This window comes from Acinetobacter psychrotolerans (assembly GCF_048552595.1).
Lineage (GTDB): Bacteria > Pseudomonadota > Gammaproteobacteria > Pseudomonadales > Moraxellaceae > Acinetobacter.
Genome location: NZ_JBIMDK010000003.1, coordinates 67236 through 92459 on the forward strand (window position 1 = coordinate 67236; position 25224 = coordinate 92459).

21 protein-coding genes are annotated in these 25224 nt (G+C 36.6%); 13 read left to right on the top strand and 8 right to left on the bottom strand.

The window, feature by feature from the left end:
- Nucleotides 1-108: 108 nt before the first annotated feature.
- On the bottom strand, nt 109-1746 hold the full coding sequence (locus ACG94X_RS03615) for a long-chain-fatty-acid--CoA ligase (RefSeq protein WP_419382373.1): 1638 nt from the start codon (nt 1744-1746) through the stop codon (nt 109-111).
- A gap of 646 nt (nt 1747-2392) precedes the next feature.
- On the opposite strand from ACG94X_RS03615, the gene ACG94X_RS03620 reads away from it, so the two are divergent.
- From ACG94X_RS03620 to ACG94X_RS03645, 6 genes are all read left to right on the top strand, one after another.
- Nucleotides 2393-2605, top strand: a complete 213-nt coding sequence (locus tag ACG94X_RS03620) for a hypothetical protein (protein ID WP_419382374.1) — start codon at nt 2393-2395, stop codon at nt 2603-2605.
- Nucleotides 2606-2708: 103 nt separating this feature from the next.
- Entirely contained in the window at nt 2709-3446 is a 738-nt protein-coding gene (locus tag ACG94X_RS03625; RefSeq protein ID WP_419382375.1) for a hypothetical protein, read from the top strand.
- Nucleotides 3447-3496: 50 nt separating this feature from the next.
- The gene (locus ACG94X_RS03630) at nt 3497-4462 is read left to right on the top strand and encodes a 2-hydroxyacid dehydrogenase (RefSeq protein ID WP_419382376.1); all 966 of its coding nucleotides are present in this window, start codon (nt 3497-3499) and stop codon (nt 4460-4462) included.
- 189 nt (nt 4463-4651) lie between these two features.
- Entirely contained in the window at nt 4652-6055 is a 1404-nt protein-coding gene (locus ACG94X_RS03635) for a M48 family metalloprotease (RefSeq protein ID WP_514131867.1), read from the top strand.
- Between the two features lie 118 nt (nt 6056-6173).
- Nucleotides 6174-6533, top strand: a complete 360-nt coding sequence (locus tag ACG94X_RS03640) for a hypothetical protein (RefSeq protein ID WP_419382377.1) — start codon at nt 6174-6176, stop codon at nt 6531-6533.
- Nucleotides 6534-6571: 38 nt separating this feature from the next.
- Nucleotides 6572-7135, top strand: a complete 564-nt coding sequence (locus ACG94X_RS03645; protein ID WP_419382378.1) for a GNAT family N-acetyltransferase — start codon at nt 6572-6574, stop codon at nt 7133-7135.
- Between the two features lie 119 nt (nt 7136-7254).
- On the opposite strand, the gene ACG94X_RS03650 is transcribed toward ACG94X_RS03645, so the two are convergent.
- Nucleotides 7255-7701 carry a GatB/YqeY domain-containing protein gene (locus ACG94X_RS03650; protein WP_419382379.1) on the bottom strand — a complete coding sequence of 149 codons (447 nt, stop codon included), beginning with the start codon at nt 7699-7701 and terminating at the stop codon, nt 7255-7257.
- A 43-nt stretch (nt 7702-7744) separates the two neighbouring features.
- Nucleotides 7745-7960, bottom strand: a complete 216-nt coding sequence (rpsU, locus tag ACG94X_RS03655) for a 30S ribosomal protein S21 (RefSeq protein ID WP_001136722.1) — start codon at nt 7958-7960, stop codon at nt 7745-7747.
- A 145-nt stretch (nt 7961-8105) separates the two neighbouring features.
- On the opposite strand from rpsU, the gene tsaD reads away from it, so the two are divergent.
- Together tsaD and ACG94X_RS03665 are read left to right on the top strand one after the other, a co-directional pair.
- Complete coding sequence (gene tsaD / locus ACG94X_RS03660; protein WP_419382380.1) at nt 8106-9116, top strand: tRNA (adenosine(37)-N6)-threonylcarbamoyltransferase complex transferase subunit TsaD; 1011 nt, start codon at nt 8106-8108, stop codon at nt 9114-9116.
- Between the two features lie 167 nt (nt 9117-9283).
- Nucleotides 9284-10564, top strand: coding sequence for an esterase-like activity of phytase family protein (locus tag ACG94X_RS03665; RefSeq protein WP_419382381.1), 1281 nt, complete (start codon nt 9284-9286; stop codon nt 10562-10564).
- Between the two features lie 69 nt (nt 10565-10633).
- On the opposite strand, the gene ACG94X_RS03670 is transcribed toward ACG94X_RS03665, so the two are convergent.
- Nucleotides 10634-11692, bottom strand: a complete 1059-nt coding sequence (locus ACG94X_RS03670) for a type II asparaginase (protein WP_419382382.1) — start codon at nt 11690-11692, stop codon at nt 10634-10636.
- A gap of 383 nt (nt 11693-12075) precedes the next feature.
- The gene (locus tag ACG94X_RS03675; RefSeq protein ID WP_419382383.1) at nt 12076-13311 is read right to left on the bottom strand and encodes a pyridoxal phosphate-dependent aminotransferase; all 1236 of its coding nucleotides are present in this window, start codon (nt 13309-13311) and stop codon (nt 12076-12078) included.
- A 150-nt stretch (nt 13312-13461) separates the two neighbouring features.
- Between ACG94X_RS03675 and msrB the strand changes: the two genes are divergently transcribed.
- From msrB to ACG94X_RS03695, 4 genes are all read left to right on the top strand, one after another.
- Nucleotides 13462-13881, top strand: coding sequence for a peptide-methionine (R)-S-oxide reductase MsrB (gene msrB, locus ACG94X_RS03680; protein ID WP_419382574.1), 420 nt, complete (start codon nt 13462-13464; stop codon nt 13879-13881).
- Nucleotides 13878-14360 (top strand): glutathione peroxidase, encoded by a 483-nt coding sequence (locus ACG94X_RS03685; protein ID WP_419382384.1) that lies wholly within the window; start codon nt 13878-13880, stop codon nt 14358-14360. The genes msrB and ACG94X_RS03685 overlap by 4 nt, the downstream gene beginning before the upstream one ends.
- 3 nt (nt 14361-14363) lie before the next feature.
- A complete protein-coding gene (locus tag ACG94X_RS03690) occupies nt 14364-15209 on the top strand; it encodes a helix-turn-helix transcriptional regulator (protein WP_419382385.1) in 846 nt (281 codons plus the stop codon).
- A 71-nt stretch (nt 15210-15280) separates the two neighbouring features.
- Nucleotides 15281-15907 carry a LysE family translocator gene (locus ACG94X_RS03695; protein ID WP_419382386.1) on the top strand — a complete coding sequence of 209 codons (627 nt, stop codon included), beginning with the start codon at nt 15281-15283 and terminating at the stop codon, nt 15905-15907.
- A 69-nt stretch (nt 15908-15976) separates the two neighbouring features.
- On the opposite strand, the gene ACG94X_RS03700 is transcribed toward ACG94X_RS03695, so the two are convergent.
- The 3 genes from ACG94X_RS03700 to ACG94X_RS03710 all read right to left on the bottom strand — a co-directional run bounded on the left by ACG94X_RS03700 (nt 15977) and on the right by ACG94X_RS03710 (nt 22760).
- Nucleotides 15977-18037 (bottom strand): TonB-dependent receptor domain-containing protein, encoded by a 2061-nt coding sequence (locus ACG94X_RS03700; protein ID WP_419382387.1) that lies wholly within the window; start codon nt 18035-18037, stop codon nt 15977-15979.
- Nucleotides 18038-18412: 375 nt separating this feature from the next.
- On the bottom strand, nt 18413-21562 hold the full coding sequence (locus ACG94X_RS03705; protein ID WP_419382388.1) for an efflux RND transporter permease subunit: 3150 nt from the start codon (nt 21560-21562) through the stop codon (nt 18413-18415).
- Between the two features lies 1 nt (nt 21563).
- Nucleotides 21564-22760, bottom strand: a complete 1197-nt coding sequence (locus ACG94X_RS03710) for an efflux RND transporter periplasmic adaptor subunit (protein ID WP_419382389.1) — start codon at nt 22758-22760, stop codon at nt 21564-21566.
- Nucleotides 22761-23143: 383 nt separating this feature from the next.
- On the opposite strand from ACG94X_RS03710, the gene ACG94X_RS03715 reads away from it, so the two are divergent.
- Nucleotides 23144-25219 (top strand): TonB-dependent siderophore receptor, encoded by a 2076-nt coding sequence (locus ACG94X_RS03715; RefSeq protein WP_419382390.1) that lies wholly within the window; start codon nt 23144-23146, stop codon nt 25217-25219.
- The last annotated feature ends 5 nt before the right edge of the window (nt 25220-25224 follow it).

Consider the following 25224-nt stretch of genomic DNA (forward strand, 5'->3'; position numbering starts at 1 on the left):
TAATGTGTCGCAGAAACATCCCCTAATAGAATGACTCTTGCCTTAAACAATTGCGGATGACTTTATCGCGTATCCACATTCTTCGAGATACAAAGTGTGATTTAGATATTACTGCGTAACATCAGTTAATAACACATTTCCATATTGCTCGCGTAAATCACGCTTCAACATTTTACCAGTCCCTGTTAAAGGAATAGATTCTACAAAAATAACTTTATCTGGAATCTGCCATTTGGCAATTTTATCTGCATAAAAATCAAGAACATCTTGTTCAGTGACGTCTGAACCTTGTTGCTTAATCGCAATGACAATAGGGCGCTCATCCCATTTTGGATGAGTTGCTGCAATGACGGCTGCCATCGCGATTTGCGGATGACACATGGCAATATTTTCAAGCTCAACGGAAGAAATCCATTCGCCACCAGATTTAATTAAATCTTTGGCACGATCACTGAGTAATAAATAACCATCTTCATTAATGGTTGCAATATCACCTGTATCAAACCAACCGTCGGCACTCAATGCATTTTCAGATTTGCCATAATATGACTCAATGATCCAATGACCTTTCACTTGCAGATTACCCGTAGTATGACCATCACGAGCAACTTCATGTGTGCCATTTTCTTCATCAGTAATACGTAAATCTACACCAAACGGTGGACGACCTTGTGAAAGGCGTACATTGAAACGTTCTTCTTCAGATAAAAGTTGATGTTTGGCTTTCAGCTGATTTCCTGTGCCCAAAGGACTCATTTCAGTCATCCCCCAAGCATGGATTGTTTCGCATTGATAGGTATCTCTAAAAGCACGCATCATTGCAGGAGGGCAAGCAGAACCACCCACTACATTACGTTTTAAGCTATTTAAAGTGCTACCTGTTTGTTTTGCTGCACCTAGAAGACCTTGCCAAATGGTAGGAACGCCAAGTGCAATAGTGACTTTATTTTCATCAATCATTTGTACCAAACTTGCGCCATCTAAACCAGGTCCAGGTAATACAAAAGTACAGCCGACCATTGCGGCAGCATAAGGCGTTCCCCATGCATTAACATGGAACATTGGAACGACGGGTAGCATGATGTCATTGGCAGATAAGTTTAGAGAGTCTGGCAGTGCAATTGCGTAGGTGTGTAAAATCGTTGAACGATGGCTATATAAAGCACCTTTAGGATTGCCTGTGGTACCAGAGGTATAACAGAGCGAACTTGCCGTATTTTCATCAAGAGATGGCCATTCAAACTGTGCTGAATACTCAGCAATCAATACATCATAGAATTTTGCATCTGGAAGTGCATCCGCAACATCTTGGTCAAAAGCACCCATATAGATGAAATGTTCAACATTTGGCGTATGCGCTTTAACTGCCTTAATTAGTGGTAAAAAGGTTTTATCAAATAACACAACACGATCGTGCGCATCATTGATAATAAAAATCAATTGTTCAGGAAATAGTCTTGGATTAATCGTATGGCAAACCAAGCCACTACCAGAAATAGCATACCAAGATTCTAAATGTCGATGGTTATTCCATGCAATTGTTGCGACACGGTCACCTAAATTAAGCCCTAAACTTGCAAGTGCATTTGAAAAACGTTTTGAATTCTCAGCAATATGCGTCCAATCTGTTTTGGTGATTGTACCGTCTGTATTTTTAGAAATAATTGCTGTATCACCATGATAACGTGCCGCATGCTCAATCAGGCTACTGATTAATAGCGGTTGTTGCATCATACGTCCTTGCATAGCCAATTCCTTGTCTTGTTTATTTATCAATTTAGTTTTGTTAATTCCAAAGCTTTCTATTTGCAAATATGGGGTAAATAGAAAAGTTGTTTCTTCATCCTATCGAATTGATGAATTAAATCAAGAACTGAATGAGAAAATTTTGGAAAAATATTAAATATTAGGTATTAAAAAACAATAACTTGTCAATTATCATGATATGAAAATGTGGGGTGGTTTAAAGTAGCATACTAGACTAACGTCGATAAAGTAAATGATTGCTTATTTACTTAAACATGATAAAAGGAGATGTATATCATGAGAATGGTATAAGTATTTCAGGATGAAATATAAAGAAGCGCTTTTTAAATGAGGAGAGAGATATATGCTTCAAAAAATTAAAAAATTATTTTGTATTCATGCTTTTGAATATGAAATGGGAGCCAATCTAGTCATGGTGAAAGAGTGCCGTAAATGTGGTATTCATCATTAGTTAGATTTTCATAATTCAAATATTTACGAGAAATATCATCATATTTGAAGTGGCGTAAAGTGACTGGATGTGATGATATTGAGATTTTCCTTATTATTTAAACTATTTTAAATTTCAATATTCTTTGCAATTTTCCGTTAAAATTAAATCTATTCTCCTTTTCTTGTTGTACTTATGGCTAAAGATTTTTTCGCAGAAAACTATGTTGTAGATGATTGTTTTTCAGATACATTCGTATGGTTGTATCATCATCAAGATTGTTTTGAATCTTTTGAATTTGATGTATTAAAACAAGAGCTGAAAGTTTATCACGCCAATGGAATTGATGTGATCCGGAGTGGCATGTTTCTCACAGCTAAATATGGCATTTTAGTCACATCTCTATAAATGAATGAGTGGTATTTTCGGTTTATTTAACGCTATTTAACTTCAGCAAATAAGTTAAAAAATCGTTAGAATAGACCTTGAATTGAAATGATCTAAAATTGTAATGAATGTGAATTTGCAAGAGCATCAGCGTAGTATTTTAGCTGTAATGGGGATTGATCTGTGGATCTCTCGGACTGAGGTTGAAACACGGCCATTTGAAAATGGCTTGTATCGTGATGTCGTTGTTGCAACAGATATTTTAATTCCCCAAATTGAGTTTTCTCAAACTGCTAAAGTTTTAAACAAGACGCCAAATCAACCACATCAACCTGTTGAGCGTTCTCATTCATCTATTGATTATTCAAATAAAGCAGTTCACGCAGAAGTTGCGCTTCTAAAAATTAATCCAGAAACACAGCAAACTGAAGAAGTGACAAATTCAGCGCAAATTCAGCAACAGACTGAACTCAGTGCTCAGCCAGTTCTACAAATTGAAGCATTTGAATTACAAGCTTATTGTATTAAAAACTGTGTGATTCTAGTCGATAGTACACACATTGACGCAGAGCAATTAACGTTGTGGAGTAATATTCAGCGAGCAGTTTCGGGTCAGTATTATGAGTTGAAATGGCCATTTCCATTGCTACAATTGCAAGATGGAAAAGGTGCGAATATTTATATTCAAGGTTTTGTTGATGCGTTGAAGCAAGATCGGAAAGTGATTAGTTTAGGTGAGTTAACGTATTTAAAGAGCACTGATATCATTCAGTTAGCTAGTTTGCAAAAAATGCTTGATCAACCTGTATTAAAGCGCCGTTTATGGCAATTTATGCAAAATGTTGATTTCACACAGCACTGATTCGGTAGCATACAGATTTTAATTCAACATTAAGCGAGTTATTCAAGGACATGAATAAAAAAGTCGTGGTTTTTAGCCAAATTGATTCAGAAATTCAAGCACGTTTAGAAAAGCAATATCAAGTTGTCGTTTTGAATCCGAAAAATGGTGATATTAATCAACAGATTCGCCATGAGGTTGTAGATGCAGATGCAATGATTGGAGCGGGGCGTTTATTAAATGAAAGTAATTTAGCACCTGCAACAAAACTAAAAATCATTTCGACAGTTAGTGTTGGTTATGATAACTATGATGTAAGCTATTTAAATAATAGCAAAATTTGGTTAGCAAATACACCACATGTGCTCACAGAAACCACCGCAGATTTAGCCTTTACTTTACTCATGAGTGCCGCTCGTAAAGTTCCTTCATTGGATCAATGGACAAAAAATGGTGAGTGGAAAAGAACCGTTGCAGTTGAGCAATTTGGTCAAGAGGTTTTTGGAAAAACATTAGGAATTATTGGTTTAGGACATATTGGTGCTGCAATCGCTAGACGTGGATTTCATGGTTTTAATATGAATATTCTTTACCATAATCGCCGTGAAAAAATTGAAGTTGCTCAACAGTTTAATGCTCAATATCGAAGTCTAGAAAATTTATTAAAACAGTCAGACTTTGTTGTTGTCGCTGTCGATTTAAATAGCGAATCAAAAGCTTTGATTGGAGTAAACGAATTTGCCTTGATGCAAAAGCATGCTGTTTTTGTGAATATTGCGCGTGGCTCTGTGGTTGATGAGAATGCTTTAATTGAGGTATTGCAAAATAAACAAATTTTTGCAGCGGGTTTAGATGTTTATCAAGGTGAACCTTTGCAAGATTCTCCCTTATTTCAGTTGAATAATGTGGTGACATTACCGCATATTGGTTCTGCCACAATCGAAACACGTAAAAAAATGGCGGAACTGGCTTATCAGAATTTAGTCGATGCTTTAGAAGATAGGACTCCACGATATTTGGTCAATGAAAACTTCTAAACTACGGTTGGTTTAAGTAATAACAACACAACATTTCATTGCGAATTTGTTCTAAATTCAATGTTATATTCATAATGTTAAATTTGTAGGAACGTAATTTTGAAACATTTTGTAGTAACCGTTGGACTATGTTGCAATCTAACTCTAGCTGTTGCAGATAGTGACCAACCTTATGTTTCAAATTCAGCAATTTTTAATATTGAAAACTCAAGTTTATACAATAAAAATAATCAATTAGAAATTCCTAGTTTGGGAACAGGAAGCAGTCAAGTTGATCGAATAAGAGATCGATTAATTGGAGAGAAAGTATACCGACAGCTTCATCAGCATTTTCCACTTATTAGTGATCCATGGTTGGATAATGAGTTAATGTCGACATTTACAAATATTTTAAATCAAACTGACCTAGGTCAAACTATTGCGCTTGTAGTTGTTAATGATCCACAAATTAATGCATTTGCTGTACCTGGTGGTTTATTTGCAATTAACAGTGGATTAGTCTTTTCATCACATAATATGGATGAAGTGGCAAGTGTGATGGCTCATGAAGTAGCACATGTTTCTCAAAGACATTTTATTCGTTCTGATGAGCAATTCAAAGGTCAAGCTTTACTTGCTATGGCTGGTATTCTCATAGGGACAGCATTAGTTACAATGATGCAGAGCACTGAATTAGGAAGCATGGTGCTTTTTGGTTCGCAAGCTGCTGCGGCAAATAGCCAATTAAGTTATAGTCGAAATCAGGAGCGTGAAGCAGATAGGATAGGCATGCAGTATTTAGTTGCAGCAAAATATAATCCAGAAGCCATGCCCGATTTTTTTGAAACAATGAATAAAACAAGTGTAAAAGTTAGTTTTTTCCCTGACTTTTGGTTGACTCATCCAAAAACATCGCAACGTATGAGTGAGGCGCGATTACGGGCTAATCAATTTCCAAAAATTCCGTATCTTCAAAATAAGCAAAATAATTTCGAAATTATAAAATGGTACCTTGCTGTTCTATCTAATCAAGCTAATGATGAACAAGTATTTGCAATTGCAGGACAAAATAAAATTGAAGGTTTAATCGCATTAGCTAAATTACAACTATTAAGAGGTGATTATAGCCATGCACAAACTCAATTGAATTTAGCAAAAAAAATAAATTCAGAACATGCTTTAGTTACGTTGATTCAAACAGATATTTATTTAGGGCAAAATAAAGTTGAAGACGCTTATCAAACCATTAGCGCAAAACAACGGATTACACCTGAAAATCGTGCTTTAAGTTATAAATTAGCAGAAGTTTATATTCGTCAAAATAATGCAAAACAAGCTGAACAATTGGTGAATCGTTTTATCAAAATTAATGACCGCGATATTAGTGGTTGGCAACTATTACAACAAGCTGCAAATCTAGATAAAGAAAATCCAATGCGGACCGTAAATGTGTTACGCAATCGTGCAGAAGTTCAGTATTGGTCGGGTGATGAGGAAAATGCCATTAAATCATTATTGCATGCACAACGACTCGCTAAAGATAATAATGCGATGACTGCACGCATTGATAAGCGTTTAAAAGTTATGCAGGAAGAGTATGGATTGAAAATATAATGATGATATTTTGATGCACTGATTTTGAATATTGACCGAATATAAAATTTTACTATGTATTTTCTGATTAAATGTTAAAATTTCTTTCAGGCATTTGTTTAAAAGTAATCGATTGAAAATGAAAAAGATTTTAACGGCATTGGTATTAATTTTATCTGCAAACCAACTTATGGCAGAAGTTCCAGAGCGTTATGTACGTGATGTTGAAAAAATTTCAAATCAATACAATACAGATTTACGGACTTTTTTAAGAAGTTTAAGTCCGCAAACTGTTCAATTTGATGTACAGCAGCAAATCCAGTTTTGTAGCATTATCAAAAAATATGTAGATGATATTTATAAGACGACGGATGAACATCGCCAATATTTACCTCCATCGTCTATGTCTGTGACCAAACAAACGATTATTGATAAAGTGATGGTTTCACCTGAAATGCAAATTCTTAAAAAGTATAATATTCAGTGTGATTTGAAATAACTTTTATCTTTATCATATTGTAAGAGGGAAGCGCACTTGTGGATTTTACTCACTTCCAAATTGAAAATGATCAACTTGTTCTCAATATAATTCAAGAATCTGATGCTGAGGATTTATTCCTAGCAATAAAAAATACCTTAGCCGATCTAAGAAAGTTTCCTGCCAGTTTAGCATGGGCATTGGGAGAGCCAAATTTGCAAGCTTCAATAGTTTTTTGTCAAACACGCCTCTTGGCATTGTTAAATAAAGACAACTTTGTATTTATCATTCGTTTAAAAGAAACTAATGATTTTTTAGGGGTTGTCGATATTCATAAAATTGATTGGCTAGAAAATACGGCATCCATTGGTTTTTGGGGAAACTCAATATTTAAGCAAAAAGGCTATATGACGCAAGCATTAAGCTTGTTTGTGAATACCTTATTTTCAAAATGGAATTTTCTTGGTTTAAATGCTTATGTTGATGTCGAGAATCTATTAGCACGAAAATTATGCGAAAAAGCAGGATTTTTACTAAAAAATATTGAAGATCAATCTGTACAGAACCCAGTGGATGGTAGCTTTAGAGATATTTGCCACTATCAGATTGAAAATAAAATTTAAAGGGAATTGAATTGATGATTTTGGGCTATTTAACAATTTATTATTTCATTGCAAAATAATTGTATTCACACAATTAAATAGACCAAACCAAACAGAATGCAGATTTTATGATGTGGGGATTAGCCAAGTTTTGCTTTAATTTTTGCAGAAACTTGTGCAGGATCGGCACGTCCGGCTATGATCGGACGTAGAGAATTCATCACCTTACCCATATCTTTCATGCTAGTAGCTCCTTGCGCTTCAATTGTTTGCGCAATGAGAGAATCAAGTTCTTCCTCTGACATAGCTTCAGGTAGAAACGGAGATAAGATCTCAATTTCAGCTTGTTCTTTACTAGCTAAATCTTCACGATTAGCACCTAAAAAGGCTTTAATCGATTCTTTACGTTGTTTGATTTGCTTTTCAATGACCGCAAGAACTTGAGAATCATCAAGCTCTATGCGCTCATCGACTTCGATTTGCTTGATTGCTGCCTGTAGACCACGTATTACCGTTAACTTACTCATTTCTTTAGCACGCATTGTTGCTTTTAAAACTTCAGTTATTTGGTTTTTTAAAGTAGTCATTTATATTTTCCAGGTTAGTCAATCAATCAATCACAAATTAATCTTAGTAAAGGCGAGTAGTACGTACTGATTCACGCGCCAATTTCTTTTGGTAGCGTTTAACAGCAGCAGCTTTTTTACGTTTACGTTCTTGAGTTGGTTTTTCGTAGAATTCGCGTTTACGAACATCTGCTAATACACCAGCTTTTTCGCATGAACGTTTGAAACGACGAATAGCTACGTCTACTGGCTCGCCTTCTTTCAATTTAACTTGTGGCATGAAGAATCCTCATTAAGTTATGGATAAGATCAGGGTCGAATTACCCTAGATCACAAGTGAAGTGCAGTATTTTACTCATTTACATCTCATACCACAAGTCTATAATAGCTTTCGCAATAATTTGAAACGGATAAAAGGCAGTTTAATGATCGTTCTTGGCTTAGAAACTTCATGTGATGAAACAGGATTGGCACTCTATGACAGTGAAGTCGGCTTGAGAGGTCAAGTCTTATATAGTCAAATTAAACTTCATGCAGAGTATGGCGGAGTGGTTCCTGAGCTGGCGTCTCGCGATCATGTGCGTAAGATGATTCCACTTATAAATCAATTACTCGAAGATAGTCAGATTAAAAAATCCGAGATTGATGCTGTTGCTTACACGCGTGGTCCAGGCTTAATGGGCGCATTAATGACAGGTGCTTTATTTGGTCGTACGCTGGCATTTGCGCTGAATAAACCTGCGATTGGTGTGCATCATATGGAAGGGCACATGCTTGCACCACTTTTATCTGAAACATCACCAGAATTTCCTTTTGTTGCGCTACTTGTATCAGGAGGACACACTCAATTAATGGCAGCTCATAGTATTGGTGAGTACGAAATTTTGGGTGAGTCTATAGATGATGCCGCAGGCGAAGCTTTTGATAAAGTTGCCAAAATGCTGAAATTACCTTATCCAGGTGGTCCAAATATTTCTCGTTTGGCTGAAAAAGGTGATAAAGAAGCTTTTGCTTTTCCACGTCCAATGTTGCACCAAGGGTTAACATTTTCTTTTAGTGGGTTAAAAACGGCGGTTTCTGTTCAGCTTAAAAAGCTTGGTGAAGAACAGCGTGATGCAGATATTGCAGCATCTTTCCAAGAAGCATTGGTCGATACATTGGTTAAAAAGTCTATAAAAGCATTAAAGCAAACAGGTTTAAGACGTTTGGTGATCGCTGGTGGTGTAAGTGCCAATAAGCGTTTACGTGAACGTCTTGAAGTAGATTTAGCTAAAATTAAAGGCACTGTATATTATGCAGAACCTGCTTTATGCACAGATAATGGTGCAATGATCGCTTTTGCAGGCTACCAACGATTAAAAGCAGGGCAACATGATGGATTGTCTGTAACGACGACACCACGTTGGCCAATGACTGAATTGACTAAACCTGAATAGTTTGTAAAAAATAATTGGATCAAAGAGGCGAAAGCCTCTTTTTTTATAAAAATTAAAGCAAAGTAGGGTGATGATTTTTGAGCCCGATGAAACACTTGGCGCAGCACAATAATTCATGCTATTTATGAAGTATTATTTCGTCATATAAAAATGAAAAAGGATACACGATGTATCAAAAATTCAGCCAAGGTGTGCAGCTACCATTTGATATTTTAGATATTCACAATATTCCAGATGGAGCAAAGCAGGGTCATTTTATTGAAATCCGTTGTGGTGGCTTTGGCTCTGAAATATCTGCTCATCCAACTGAAAAGAAACAGTTTTATGCGCTAACGGATCGTGGTCCAAATACAACTTATAATGTGAATGGTGATCTTGGGAAAATATTTTTAGATCCGAGCTATACACCCAAAATTGGTTTATTTGAGCTGCAAGAAAATGGCACGATCAAAAAAATCAAAGAAATCTTACTCAAAGATCCAACAGGGCGAAATATTACAGGTTTACCGAATAAACACTTTGGTGCGACGAAAGAAATTGCCTATGATCAGTATGGAAAAGTTTTAGAACATGGTACAGATGAATATGGCTTAGATTCTGAAGGATTGGTTGCTCTAAAAGATGGTACTTTTTGGGTTAGTGATGAATATGGTCCGCATATTGTGCATTTTAATGCCGAAGGTATTGAAATAGATCGTATCAATGCTTATGAGGGCGATGAGCGCAGAAAGTCAGGCTATTTATTACCTTTAGAATTTGCAAATCGTCGCCAGAACAGAGGTATGGAAGGTTTAACCATTACACCAGATCAAAAAGTGCTAATCGGGATTATGCAATCGACCATGAGTAACCCTGATTCATCAGTGACACAATCAGATCTTGTTCGTATTGTAATGATTAACCTTGAAAATAAAGCCATTTCGCAATATTTATACAAACAAGAAGGTAAAGCTTATTCAAATACAGCAATTATTGCTTTAAGTGCTTATGAATTTTTAGTAGCTGAACGTGATGATGATTTTTATAAAGATAATCCTCAAGCATTTAAACGTGTTTATAAAATTGATATTCGTAATGCAACAGATTTAGAAAAAGTACCAGAAAATGCTCAATTCAAACAAGATCAACATTTGGGATTATTAATAGAAGGGCGAACACTGGAACAATATGTATTATCAAAGAATTGGGATGGTTTAGTTCAACATGATATTTACCCAGTTCAAAAGACTTTAGTGGTTGATTTGGTTGAACGCTTAAAGTATCCACATGATAAAGTTGAAGGTTTATGGATTATTGATGAACAGCATTTAGCCGTGTTAAATGATGATGATTATAGTTTTTCTGAAACTGACGGTATTTTAGAGCAAAAATATTTAGACAAAGATAAAAATATCATTGATGCCAACACTTTGTATATTCTCGATCAATTGGATTTAAAAGCTGATTAGGATTTTAAAAATAATAAAAAACCCGTCAAATTAATTTGACGGGTTTTTTATTAACATAGAATTTTAGTATTAATATTCCCAAAACATGCGTTGGATTTCTTTTGCATCTTTGGTTTTAGTCAGTGCTAAAGCGGCTAAAAGCTTGGCTTTCTGTGGATTTAAATCATGTGCTACAACCCAGCCATATTTATCATCAGGTTGTTCTGCATTACGCAAGACAAAGCCTTGTGGAACACGTGATGAGCGAATGATTTGTACGCCTTGTTGCTGTAATTGATTTAATGTTGGCACGATATAATTGGGTACAGAACCATTGCCTGTACCTGCATTAATAATTGCTTTAGTACCTGCTTTTGCATAAGCCAAATAAGCATCTGGAAGCATGTTGCCTGAACCATAGACAATTTGCACTAATGGTAGGGAATCTCCTTGAATTTTCTCAATATCAAATTCAGAATTATTATTGAATCGTTTAGCAACATTTCTAAACCAATATGGTTTTCCTTCCACTAAAGTTCCTAAAGCTCCCCATTGGCTTGTAAAAGCATCCGTATGAATATTAATAGTTTTAGTGACATCACGCGCTGCGAAAATATCATCATTCATAAGAACGAAAACACCTTTGCCTTTTGCATTGTCTGCTGCAGCTAGGGCAACTGCGCTATAAAGGTTCAAAGGACCATCTGCAGAGAGTGCAGAAGGTGGACGCATAGAACCGACAACAACAATCGGTTTATCTGTATGAACAGTCAAACTTAGAAAATAAGCGGTTTCTTCTAAAGTATCTGTACCATGTGTAATGACAACACCATTCACATCAGGTTTTTTCACCAATTCATTGACTTTACGAGCAATAGTGAGAAGTTCTTTATCTGTAATACTTTCAGAAGCCACTTGTAAAGCTTGAACACCTGTAACATTGGCTAAATTTTGAATTTGAGGAACTGCATTTAAAAGGTCATCTACAGGTACTTTTGCTGCAGTATACGTTGCGCTATTGGTTGAACTTGCGCCAGCACCTGCAATTGTTCCTCCTGTTGCAACGACGACAACATTATTTTTAGCAAAAGTTGTGAATGGTAATAATAAACCGATGCTCAACGTGAGTGCTGTAAGTGCTTTTTTCATGATTCTTCCTTATAAAAGTTCCGTACATTCCAAGCATTTTTTGTACCACTTTTAACTTAATATAAAGAATCGCACTTTAGCTATACCGATTTGAAAATATCTTTTTTTTATTGATCATTCAAATTTATAGTGAGTTTTATGATGAGGTTTAATGATTGAATTAGAGGCATGAAAGGATAGAAAATAATGAGAAAACTAACATTCAGGATATACGGAAATAAAAATGAATGTACGTGCTGATGAGCCTGCATGAAAATCTAAAATTAATTACTAATAATTTTACAGCTTATTTTTTAATTTCTAGAGTAATAAAATTTCTTATTCATTGTTAAAACTAAAAAAAAGGCATTCAATTTGAATGCCTTTCGATATTTTAAGGTGAATTAGCGCATTTTCGCCAAGAAACGGCTTAAACGTGTCATTGCTTCACGTAACTCATTTTCGGCAGGTAAGAACACCACACGGAAATGATCTGGTGTAGGCCAGTTAAAGCCTGTTCCTTGAACCAATAAAACTTTTTCAGCTTTTAACAAATCGAGCATGAGTTTTTCATCATCTTCAATAGGATAGATTTCAGGATCAAGTTTAGGGAAGCAATACATTGCACCTTCTGGTTTCACACAAGAAACACCGGGAATATCATTGAGCATTTCCCAAGCAATATTGCGCTGTTCGTATAAACGACCACCCGGACGAATCAAATCATTAATCGACTGATAACCGCCAAGTGCAGTTTGAATTGCATACTGTGCTTGATGGTTGGCACATAGGCGCATAGACGCGAGCATGTCTAAACCTTCAATATAATCTGCTGCGCGTGCTTTATCACCTGTGATTGCCATCCAACCTGAACGAAAACCTGCAATACGGTAGGCTTTAGACAAACCATTGAAAGAAACACACAATTGGTCGCCTGCTAAAGCGGCAACAGAAACATGCTCAATACCGTCATAAATGATTTTGTCATAAATTTCATCGGCAAATAAAATAAGGTCATGTTTCTTCGCTAGAGCAACGATTTGTTCTAATACATGGCGTGGATAGACTGAACCTGTTGGATTATTAGGGTTAATCACCACAATACCACGGGTATTTGGCGTGATTTTACTTTCCATATCCGCAATATCTGGATACCAGTAGTTTTGGTCATCACACTTATAGTGAATAGCTGTACCACCTGAAAGATTGACTGCAGCAGTCCACAATGGATAATCTGGCATTGGAACAAGCATTTCATCGCCATCATCCAATAAGCCCTGCATTGCCATCACGATCAATTCAGACACGCCATTGCCGATATACACGTCTTTAACGTTTAAATCTAAAATGCCTTTTTGTTGATAATATTGGCAAATAGCTTTGCGTGCAGGAAAAATCCCTTTGGAATCTGTATAACCAACTGCATTAGGTAAATTCAAAGCCACATCATTAATAATTTCTTGAGGCGCTTCGAAGCCAAATGGGGCGGGGTTCCCGATATTGAGCTTAATAATTTTGTGACCGGCTTCTTCCATCTCATTGGCCGCTCGTAACACTGGTCCACGAATGTCGTAGCAAACATGCTCAAGCTTTGACGATTTCTTGATTTCACGTGGGGTGGTGTTACCTAAAACGGACATAATCTTATCCAATTATTTTGAGTTAAAAATATAGATTACTGAAATATCACAATCTATGTTGAAATTTAGCTAGAAATTTTGCAAGCTCTAGCGTAAATATGGAAGTACTGAAGCATGACATTGAATGTCAAAGATTTAAAGGAGTTAATGATGGGAAAACTCAATAAAACAGACCGAGAATGGCAAAGAGAGTTATCACCAGAGGAATTTAAGATAACACGGCAAAAGGGGACGGAAGCTGCTTTTACTGGAAAATACTGGAATACCAAACAAAATGGTCGTTATGTATGTCGATGCTGTGGGGAAGAATTGTTCTCTTCAGAGGCAAAATTTGATAGTGGTTGTGGTTGGCCAAGCTTTTTTAAGCCGATCAATAATGCTGCGATTGAAGAACATGATGATCATTCGCATGGTATGCAACGCGTAGAAATCGTATGTCATCACTGTGATGCGCATTTGGGGCACGTTTTTGAAGATGGTCCACAACCCACAGGTTTACGCTATTGCGTAAATTCGGCTTCTTTAGAATTAAAAACACAAGAAAAAAGTGACGAGGAAACTTATCCATGACCAATATTTACCAGTTCGAGGCTGAACTATTAGAGGGCGAAAATAAATCTTTTTCTGATTATGAGGGAAAAGTTTTATTGATCGTAAATACTGCCAGCAAGTGTGGATTTACCCCACAATTTGCAGGATTAGAAAAGCTTTATGAGAAATATCATGACCAAGGTCTTGAAGTTTTAGGTTTTCCTTGTAACCAATTTGGTGGGCAAGATCCGGGAAGTAATGAGCAAATTGGAACGTATTGTCAGCGAAATTATGGTGTCAAATTTCCAATGTTTGCAAAAGTGGATGTGAAAGGTCCAGAAGCTCATGCTATTTTCCGCTATTTAACCAACAATAGTAAGGGAATCTTAGGCAATGGTATTAAGTGGAATTTTACTAAATTTCTCATTAATAAAAAGGGTGAAGTGATTAATCGTTATGCGCCTACCACTAAGCCTGAAGATATCGAACAAGATATTGAAAAGGCACTGGCTGAATAGTTAATGAGCTTAAATTCAACTGTTGAATTTTGGAGTCATCCGCACATGCCCTATGTTGAAACACGTAGGGCATGTCAGAGCCGTGTTTGTTATAAATCACATAGTCATCCTACTTTCTCTATAGGCGCAGTCGATGTAGGAGAAAGTCATTTTTCTAGTTTTTTTGCGTCAGAGCAGATCATACAAGCGGGTTCTTTAGTCGTTATTCCTGCACATATTGAGCATTCATGTAATCCATTAGCCAATCAGGCGTGGAGTTATCAAATGCTGCATCTCGATGCGGCATGGTTAACCGAGCTTATTGGTGAGTTGTCTCAAGATTTTGTAATAGAGCCGCATTTGATTAGCACCTCAATACCGCAAATAAAACCGCATATCGTTGATGATCCTATACAGTATCAAGCCTTTACACAGTTGAACGCTATTTTATTTGATTCCACCATTTCTATTTTAGAAAAAGAACAAACTTTAATTGAAGTTTTAACGAATGTTTTATTGCCCAAGTTTAATTGGGATATGATTGATATCTCAAAATATTATCAACAGTTTTCAACTCAATTACTCGAGTGCTTTGCTGGTGATATCGAAAATTTATCTTTAAAAGAATTGTCTGAAAACATGCAAATGAGTCGTTATGCCTTAATTCGTTTATTCAAACATTATTTTGGCTTAACGCCACATGCATATCAGCTGAATCGTAAAGTTAATCAAGCACGTAAATTGCTTAAAAATGATGGTGATATCGCCCAATTGGCACATGAATTAGAATTTTGCGATCAAAGCCATTTTCATCGTGTCTTTAAACAGCACACAGGTGTAACGCCCAAACAATATTATAAAAATCTATAACTCGCGCAATTTTATACAAGAATCAATTCATAATATTTTCTAAGCTTGTCTCTGTTTTATAGGGAATGAGTATGGAATTATTTTTGACAATCACAATTACACATTTTTTAGCATTGCTTGCGCCAGGCCCTGATTTTTTCTTGATTTTAAAAACATTAATGCAAGGGAAAAAAAGTGCAGCAAAATCTGTCTGCATCGGCATTGCACTGGGTAATGCAATCATTTTAGTCGTGATTTATTCCAGTCTGTTTTTAATGGGAAAAGTGGATGCGACCATTTTCTTGTATTTGAAATGGATAGGTGGACTTTATTTATCTTATCTTGCTTATCAGTGTTTTGCTGTAGCACGATTAAGCATGCCTAAAATCTCAACTTTAGATCAGGTAGATATTATTCAGCATAAAACTTCTTTGTGGAAAAACTTTATACAAGGTTTGTGCTCAAGTTTATTGAATCCTAAAAACCTGATGTTTTACAGTACACTAATATTGCTGATTTATTCAGAATACAATGTTTTCCAAAATGTATTGGTCAGTGTATGGATGGTTGCTTTGGTGCTTTTATGGAATTTAAGCATTGTTCAATTATTAAGTTTGAAATTTTATTTGCAGTGGTTAAATCAGCATATTCGTCATTTATATTATCTGGCTGGAATATGTTTTTTAATGTTTTCAATTTTATTGCTCGTGACCCAATAAGGGAAAGCAACTTGAATAAGGCCATTCATTATGAATGACCTTATTGATAAATTTTAGAATTAAAATCTATTAGAATTTATACGTTGCACCAACAAATACTTTTTGACGCTCGACTAAATAAGCATCCGCACCATTTGATAGTTTTTTATCTAATAAATTAATAAAGCCACCACGAACGGTCAGTTTGTCATTCACTTTATAATTACTTGCTAAATTTACAATCGTATGCGGTTTTTGCATCGTTGAAGTTGTAGTCTTTTCTGTCAAATATTGCTTACCTAAATATTGTGCAGATAAATCAATATTGAGTGGATCGATAGGTTGCCAATTTAGTGAAGAGTTGACCGTTAATTTTGAAGTTGTTAGTAGTGTGGTTCCAGTATCTTCATTCTTCGCTTTCAAGAAATAAGTAGCGTTATTGCTCCATTTTAGATTATCTAAAACTGGGAAATTCGCAACCATTTCTAGACCACGTGTTACCGCATTTTGAATATTTTCATTGCGTGTAAACCAAGTACCACCAGAGACACCTAAAGGTGAATATGCGATTTTATTTTTAAAATCTGTATGGAAGAATGTCAAACCGATGTCTGTACCAAAACCACTATAATTGACACCAATTTCGTAGTTTGTGCTTTCTTCAGGTTTAAGATTTGGATTACCTGTCATATAGCAACCACCACTGACATAAGTAAGAGGTTGTCCTGTTTGCATGTCATACCAGACTTGACCTTTTAAACCATTACAGCCATTTCCGCCAGATTGAGTTGCTGCACCTGGAGATGATTCTTTCACCGTTGGTGCACGAAAACCTTTTGCTACTCCACCTTTAATGACAAGATCATCAGTCGGGCTAAAAACTAAATAACCACGTGGGCTATGATGGGTTCCATATTTATCATCACGATCTAAACGGTCACCCACAGTAAATTTCAAATTATCTAACAGCGTAATGTTATTTTCGAGGAATAAAGCCCAATTTTTATTGTCAACTTTAGGGTCTGTGTAACTTTGACCATCCCAACTTCCACCTGGTAGCGTTCCGATAGTATCTGAATTTGTTAGTTCTTGTTTCTTCCATTGACCGCCGACAGTTAAGACCTGATCAAAAACAGCGTGAAATGGCATCGTTAAATTGCCTTCAACAATTAATTCGTTAGATTTTGTTGTAGAGCCAGCTACACTTGAATCATAATCATTGTAATAAGCAGTTAATTTAGATTTGCCAATTTCCCATTCACCGTCATGAGAAATACTATACGCATTGTGTTTTAATTCATTTGCGCCCCAACTTGTTGTTTGTTCTATACCGGTCGTTGGATTAATCCTAGAGCCTTCTTCATTTTTTTGAATACTATGACCGACTTCAAAGCTCACTGATTGTTTATCTGTCGGTTGATAATGCAACATTGCATTGTAATTTTGGTCTTGAGATCCAGTTGTACCACTCCCTGCAAGATATTTTTTGTCAGCCTCACGCTCTGTTACACCTGCGGTAAGTCGTAAACCTAATGTATCTGTTAATGGGCCAGCAGCCAGTACGCCCGTTTGTAAAGAAGTTCCTAAATCTGAAGAGGTTGTAGGTTGGGTGTAATTCAGGGTTACATTGCCACCCCATTCATTTGGAATCTTCTTCGTAATAATATTAATAACACCGCCCATTGCATCTGAGCCATATAGCGATGACATTGGTCCACGTACAACTTCAATTCTTTCAATCATATCTGGTGTGATCCAGTTTAAATCTTGACGACCTAAATCTGGACGATAGTTGGTATCTCGTGAAGATCCAATACGTTTACCATCGACTAAAATAAGGGTGTAATTGTCTGGTAAACCACGTAATTTAATTTTAGATCCTTCACCTGATGGGCTAATACCACCTGTGACCCCAGGAACTTTACTTAATAGTTCTGCAAGACTTCCTACAGGTTGTTTTTCTATATCTTCACGTGTAATAACACTGATGCTGGCAGGAGCCTCTTTAATATCTACAGCTTGACTACTTGCTGTTACGACAATCGTTTTTAATTGTGCGGTTTCATTTTGGGCTTCAACTGCATAGATTGAAAAGGGCATTGCAGTGAGAACTGAGAGAGAAAGTGTTTTCAGTATTAATTGTTTATTCATGTTAATACGCAACTTAATTTGTGAGAAATTGTGGAGAGATTGTTGTGTATTGTAGAAATGAGTGAATACAAATGCAATCACTAATGATAATTATTATCATTAGTGATTGCATTTTTGATTTTAGAAATTCATATTTTAATTATATAAATCATTTATTTATGTTTTATATTTGGTAAATTATATTTTTGATACTGATTTATTTGAGTGTTTAAAATTTATACAAATTTTCAAAATTGTCATTCAAATTATGTATTTTTACTGTTTTATTTGGTCAAAATATTAAACAACACCAAGCCATTTTATCGGATTGGTGCTATTCGTTATTTGTGTTGTAAATTTAAAATAGTTTATTCAATCAATAAATATATTTTATCATTACGTCGATTTAGAACTGAACACACTGTGGATTTTTTGATTAATATCATCAATAAAAGTATAAACCACAGGAATCACCAATAAAGATAAGAATGTACTGGTAATTAAGCCACCAATCACAGAAATCGCCATGGGTGCTCTAAAACTCGGATCGGTACCAATTCCCAAAGCAATCGGTAACATACCTGCACCCATCGCTAAAGTGGTCATAATGATCGGACGTGCTCGTTTATGACAAGCATCCAATAGGGCATTCATACGTGAATAGGACTTCTCATTCCTTGCAATAACGGCGTAATCGACCAGTAGAATTGAGTTTTTACTGGCGATGCCCATGAGCATGATTAAACCGATCAAACTTGGCATCGAAAAGCTACTTTTGGCTAACAGTAACATGACAAACGCACCGCCTAATGCCAAAGGTAGAGCGACCAGAATCGTCACAGGTTGTAAGAAGTCTTTAAATAGTAAAACCAATACTACATAAATACACAGTACACCAGTCATCATTGCCAAGCCAAAACTGGCAAAGAGTTCATGCATCACTTCCGCATCGCCAATATTGGTTGGTTTTACAGTGGGTGGTAGATTTTTCATTGTTGGAAGTTGGTCGACTGCTGCGGTAATATCACCCAATGGCTGATTGTTTAATTCAATATTAAAATTGATATTCCGTAAACGGTTAAATCGGTCAATTTGTGAAGGACCACTTTCTATTTCAACCTGTGCAATAGTGCCAAGCATCACAGGACCTTGACTGCCTTTGACCATTAAACGTTTGATTAAGTCTTGGTCTTGGCGTGCCGAAAGCGGTAGTTTGATCACCACAGGAATCTGACGTTGTGATAGATTGAGTTTTGCTAGGTTTTGATCAAAATCGCCCGCAGTCGCAATACGTAAAGTTTCTGCAATGTCGTTTGTAGTAATGCCTAAGTCCGCTGCTTTGGCAAAGTCTGGACGAATCACCAATTCAGGGCGAATTAAAGCGGCACTTGATGTAATACTACCAATATTTGGAATGGTGCGAATTTCACGTTCAAGCTGGCGTGCAGTTGCAATTAATGTATCTGGGTCATCACCAGAAAGGGCAATTTGATATTGGCTATTGTTTCCTGCGATTCCGACTTGGATTCTTGCACCTGGTAATGGCGCTAAGCGTTCCCGCAAATCATTTTCGATGTCTTGTATACTTGCAGAACGGTCTGAACGTTCAGTGGTTTGAATGGTTAATGTCGCCTTTCTCGGTTCACTCGATGCACCGCCTGCAAATGGATCACTGCCTGCAGCTCCACCACCAATAGTGGTGTAGATACTTTTAATTTCAGGATGATCTTTGATAAGACTACGCGCATATTCTGCTGTTTTTAAAGTGTCAGCAAATTGCGAGCCTGGTGTTAATTCTAAACGAACTTGAGTTTGTCCCGTATCAGGTGGTGGGACAAAACCTGTTGGTAATAACGGAATTAACATGAGTGAACCAATAAAAAATACAATAGCACTTAAAACTGTGATCCAACGATGGTTTAAACACCAAGTGACCATACGCATATAGGCTTGCATGACTCGACCATCATTAGCACGATCTTTTGCTAGGTTTACTGCACCATTTTCTTTATTTAAAGCAAGATGTGAGTCATGGTCAAGATTTTCATCAGTAGATGTTTCAACTTTACCAACCCATGGCTTGAGAATATAAGCTGACATCATTGGTGTCAGTAAGCGTGCGACTAAAAGTGACGCAAAGATTGCTAATGCGGCTGTCCAACCGAATTGCACAAAGAATTTACCTGCAATACCACTCATAAATGCAGTCGGTAGGAATACGGCAATTAAGGTGAAAGTCGTCGCAATAACGGCTAAACCAATTTCATCGGCAGCTTCCATTGCAGCTTCATAGGGCGTTTTACCCATTCGCAAATGCCGAATAATATTTTCAATTTCGACAATTGCATCATCCACCAAAATTCCGACAACTAATGACAACGCAAGTAAGGTCACCATGTTGAGGGTAAAGCCTAAATAATACATTCCAATCAAAGCGGGTAATATCGATAACGGCAATGCGGTAGCTGCAATAAATGTGGCACGCCAATCACGTAAAAATAACCAAACGACAAGAATAGCGAGAATAGCACCTTCATAAAGTAGTGACATTGAACCGTTATAATTATTTTCTACAGGTTTAACGAAGTTGAATGCTTCGGTAATTTTAATATCAGGATGATTGGCTTTTAACTTATCTAAAGCTTCGATGACACCTTTTTGTACATCAACCTCACTGGCGCCTTTACTGCGAGTAATTTCGAAACCTATAACAGATTGACCATTGAGCAAAGCAGCAGAACGACGTTCAGCTGTACCATCATAAACCGTTGCAACTTGGTCTAAACGAATATGACGACCATCACTAAGCGCAATGTCCATTGCACCAATTTCCGCAGCAGTTTTGACTGTTGCAATGGTACGAATAGATTGTTCACTACCGCCAATTTTAGTTTGACCACCAGAAGCATCTTGTTGCACTAAGCGTAACTGTCGTGTGATGTCAGTTGCGGTTGTATTTAATGCCAAAAGCTTTTCAGGATCTAACTCGACATCTATTTGGCGAGTTACGCCTCCTACACGTGAAACTGCTCCAACGCCTTTAACCTGAAGGATTGCACGAGTAATATCGTAATCAACAAACCATGAAAGTGCTTCTTCATCCATGCGAGGCGATTGAATGGTATAAGTAAGAATAGGTGAACCAGACAGATTGATTTTACTGACAATAGGATCCCGTAAATCGGCAGGAAGATCTGAACGAACTTGGGATACTGCATTTCTGACATCATCAACAGCTTCTTGTAATGGTTTTTCCAGTTGGAATTCTGCAGTGACAGTAACAACACCATCTTGAATATTGGTGTATTGATTTCTTAACCCTTGCAGTGTCGCAATTGAATTTTCAATTTTACGTGCGACTTCTGTTTCGAGCTGGGGTGGGGCCGCACCCGGCAATGCTGCGGTTACAGTTACCATCGGCAATTCAATGTCAGGGAATTGTTGCACTTTCATCCAATGGAAACACAGTAAACCTGCAAGTCCTAACATGATGAACAGTAAAATTCCAGGGATCGGGTTGCGGATTGACCAAGCGGAGAAATTCATATTATTCCCCCTGTGTATTCACAAGTTGTTTGGTCAATGGTGTATCTGGAATTGCTGGTGCAATCTTGATCAGATCACCATCGGCTAAGAAACCCGTACCAGATGCAACAAGTTTGACATTATTATTGGGTAAATCAATCACTTCAATACGATCTTTTAGTCTTCTTCCAATGGTTACTTTTTGTTGAGTGACACGATTGTCTTTATTGACAATAAATACATAAGTGAAACCATCACGTAATAGCAACGCCGTTTGCGGAATGGTGAGTGCTGCTTTTTCGCCTAAATCAAATTCACCTTTGACAAACATTCCCATGCGTACTGCATCTGTCGTTGGTAAGTCTACATAGACCAAACCATAACGTGTCTTTGGGTCGATCACAGGCGCGATCATCCGTACAATTCCTTTAATTGTCGGTTGCGCAGGATCAGGTGAAGTGATTTGTGCAGTCATGCCTTGTTTAAGCTTATATAAGTCCGTTGACGTGACTTCGGCACGCCATTCCAAACGATCATCTCGAATTAGACGAAATAATTCTTGTCCTGTTTGTGCCAAAGAACCAACGGTCGCAGTACGTGCTGAAATTACGCCGTGATCAGGTGCAATCACTTGAGATTGTGTTAAACGCAGTTGATTACTGTCAATCTGTGCTTTCGCAGCATCTAAACGTGCTTGAGCAGTACTTTGTGACGTTTGGTATTGGGTGGCTTCTCGTGCAGAAATCGCTCCTGTATTTTTAAGTTGTTGGAAGCGTTTATTGGTTGCGCTTGCATCTGTAAGTACTGCTTGCGCTTCTGCATAATTGGCTTTGGCTGTTGCTAAATCTGCACGTATGCTTTCATTGTTAATTTCTGCTAATACTTGTCCACGACTGACTTTGTCGCCAATATTGACATTCACCTTGGTAATACGTTGTCCTGAAAGTTCACTGCCAATCACAACTTCTTGCCATGCAGCTATATTGCCATTTGCCGTAAAATATTGTTGCCAGTTTTGCTGCTCAGGTTGTGTTATTGCAATGGTTAATGCTGCTTTTGGAGAGGAGCTAGAAGTCTCTTTTTGAGTAGATATAGCTTCTTTTTTATTTGAGGAATTGAACCAAAAGAGCAGGGCAATCAAGCAAGTGACAATGATTGCAATAATAATCCATGTTTTTAAATTAAAGCGCTTTCTAGGCTGTGCATCATGGGAATTCATTATTTATTTTTTGAATTAATTGAGATTGCTTAGTATAGACTAACTTATGAATATCTGGTCAAGAGAGGATAATTACTTAAGGAAAAAATAAGGCAGAAATGCTGCTTAAAAAAATTCAAACAAGCATGTTTTAGCCATTTTTTATAGCTGGATGAGTGTTTTTTGATGTCGTGATTTAAGTATTTGAAATCTTAAATATGATCAAAATGATTGAATATTCATTGGAAAATTTATTTAAAAGTACAGCTATGAACGGATGTTATTCAAAATAAAAAATAAGTAATTAAAAATAAATAAGATTTACAATAAGTATCATAAATTACAAAATTTGACATTTACACGAATGATAAGGAGAATGATTTTCATTTAATTAAAGTGTTTTTATGCCATTCCATCAGTTATCAAAAAAAATTCCTAAGCTTACAGTTCTAGCATTCTCCATTTTCATAAGTCAGTTGGCTATTGCTGAAACAGCGACGGCGACGACAGAAAAACAAGTGGTGAAAGATGATTCATCACTTCAAGCTTTGGCTACGATTGTCGTAGTTGGTTCGTCCGACAAAGCAGGTGGTGACTTCGTAAAACAACCATTATCGGCAAGCGTTATTACAGCACAACAAATTGCAGATAGTGGCGTACATAAGTTAGATGCCGCTTTAGCGTATGAGGCCGGTGTTTTAGCACAACCTTTTGGTTCTGATAATAAATCGCAATGGTTTAAAATACGTGGTTTTGATGCCAGTCAAACATTGGATGGTACCGCTTTAGCGCCAAATGGTTTTTTTGTTTGGGAACCTGAAATTTATGGTTTAGAACGATTAGAGATTGTAAAAGGTGCAAACTCATTTAACTATGGTGCATCACAGTCTGGCGGTAATGTTAATTTAGTTTCAAAACGCCCAAAATTAGAACCTCAAGGTGAAATCAACTATTCAGTAGGTAACTTAGATAAGCGTGAAATTGGTGCAGATTATAGTGGTGTGTTGACAGATGATGCTCGTTATCGTTTAGTCGGTTTATTCCGTCAAGGAGATGGTCAGCAAAATGGTACAAACATGGATCATTATTATGTTGCACCAAGTTTTGCATGGGATCTAACAGATCGTACTCATTTCACATTATTAACCAGTTTTCTAAAAAAAGATGGGGTTCCAACTACAGGCTTTCTTCCATTGTATGGAACAGTTTTAGATACACCTTACGGTAAAATTAACCCTAAAACCAATTTAGGTGAACCCAGTCGAGACTATTCCAAGCTTGAGCAAACTTCGGTTGGCTATGAGTTTTCTCATGAATTTGAAAATGGTTTGATTGCCAGTCAAAACTTTCGCTGGGGTCGTTTAGATTTAGACCAGCTGACTACATTTGCATGGGGTTCTGATAATGACCGTTTAGCAAATCGTGGTTATTCATATAGTAACGGAACTTCTGACACATATTCAGTCGATAATCGTTTGGTTAAGAATTTTATTTTTAAAGATATTTCAAACAAAGTCATGATTGGTCTCGACTATCGCAACAATAAAACTGACGCTGTTAATAATGGTTTCGGTTTTGTTCCTCAAATTGATATGTTTAATCCTGTATATACTCCAGATTTTGCAGTAACAGCATCACCTTATAATCTTAAAAGCAAACAACTCGGTATATATCTAGCAAATCAATCTAACTTTAATGATCTTATTGATTTGAATCTTGGTATACGCAGAGATACGGCAGAATCAACAGTCGAAAATATTAAGGCTTATGATGTTGATCATACTAGTTACAATGCAGGCCTGATGTACCACGCACCTTTTGGTATTTCACCTTATGTAAATTATTCGACCTCATTTTTGCCTTCTACAGGTAAAGATGGAAATAATAATTTTTATAAACCTTATGAGGGTAAGCAATACGAAGTTGGTGTAAAATATTTGCCTGAATGGATTAAAGGTGAAATTACACTCGCATATTTTGATTTGAATGAAAAAAATGCTTTAGTCACAGATGCTTCGAATGTGCAATCACAGGCAGGAAAAAGAACCAATAAAGGTGTAGAATTTCAGGCAGATTTAAAACTGTCCGATAATTTATCAACCCTACTTGCCTATACGCACAATGATTCTAAGCAAGATCTGAATGGTGGAAAAAACATTCGTACACCAATGATTCCAAATGATCAGATTGCTGCTAAGTTTAGTTATTTATTGACAAATTCTTCATTACTCAATGGACTCCGATTTGGGGCAGGGGTCCGTTATGTCGGAAGCACCAATGACGAACAATATTATCCGGGATATAAAGTCGGTTCTTATACACTTGTAGATGCAATGTTAAGTTATCCATTAAATAAACAATTAGATGTTCAATTGAATGCAATTAATTTAACGGATAAAAAATATGTCAGTGCTTGTTCATTCTATTGCTATTATGGCGCAGGACGATCAGTAGATATGCGTGTAAATTATAAGTGGTAATTTAT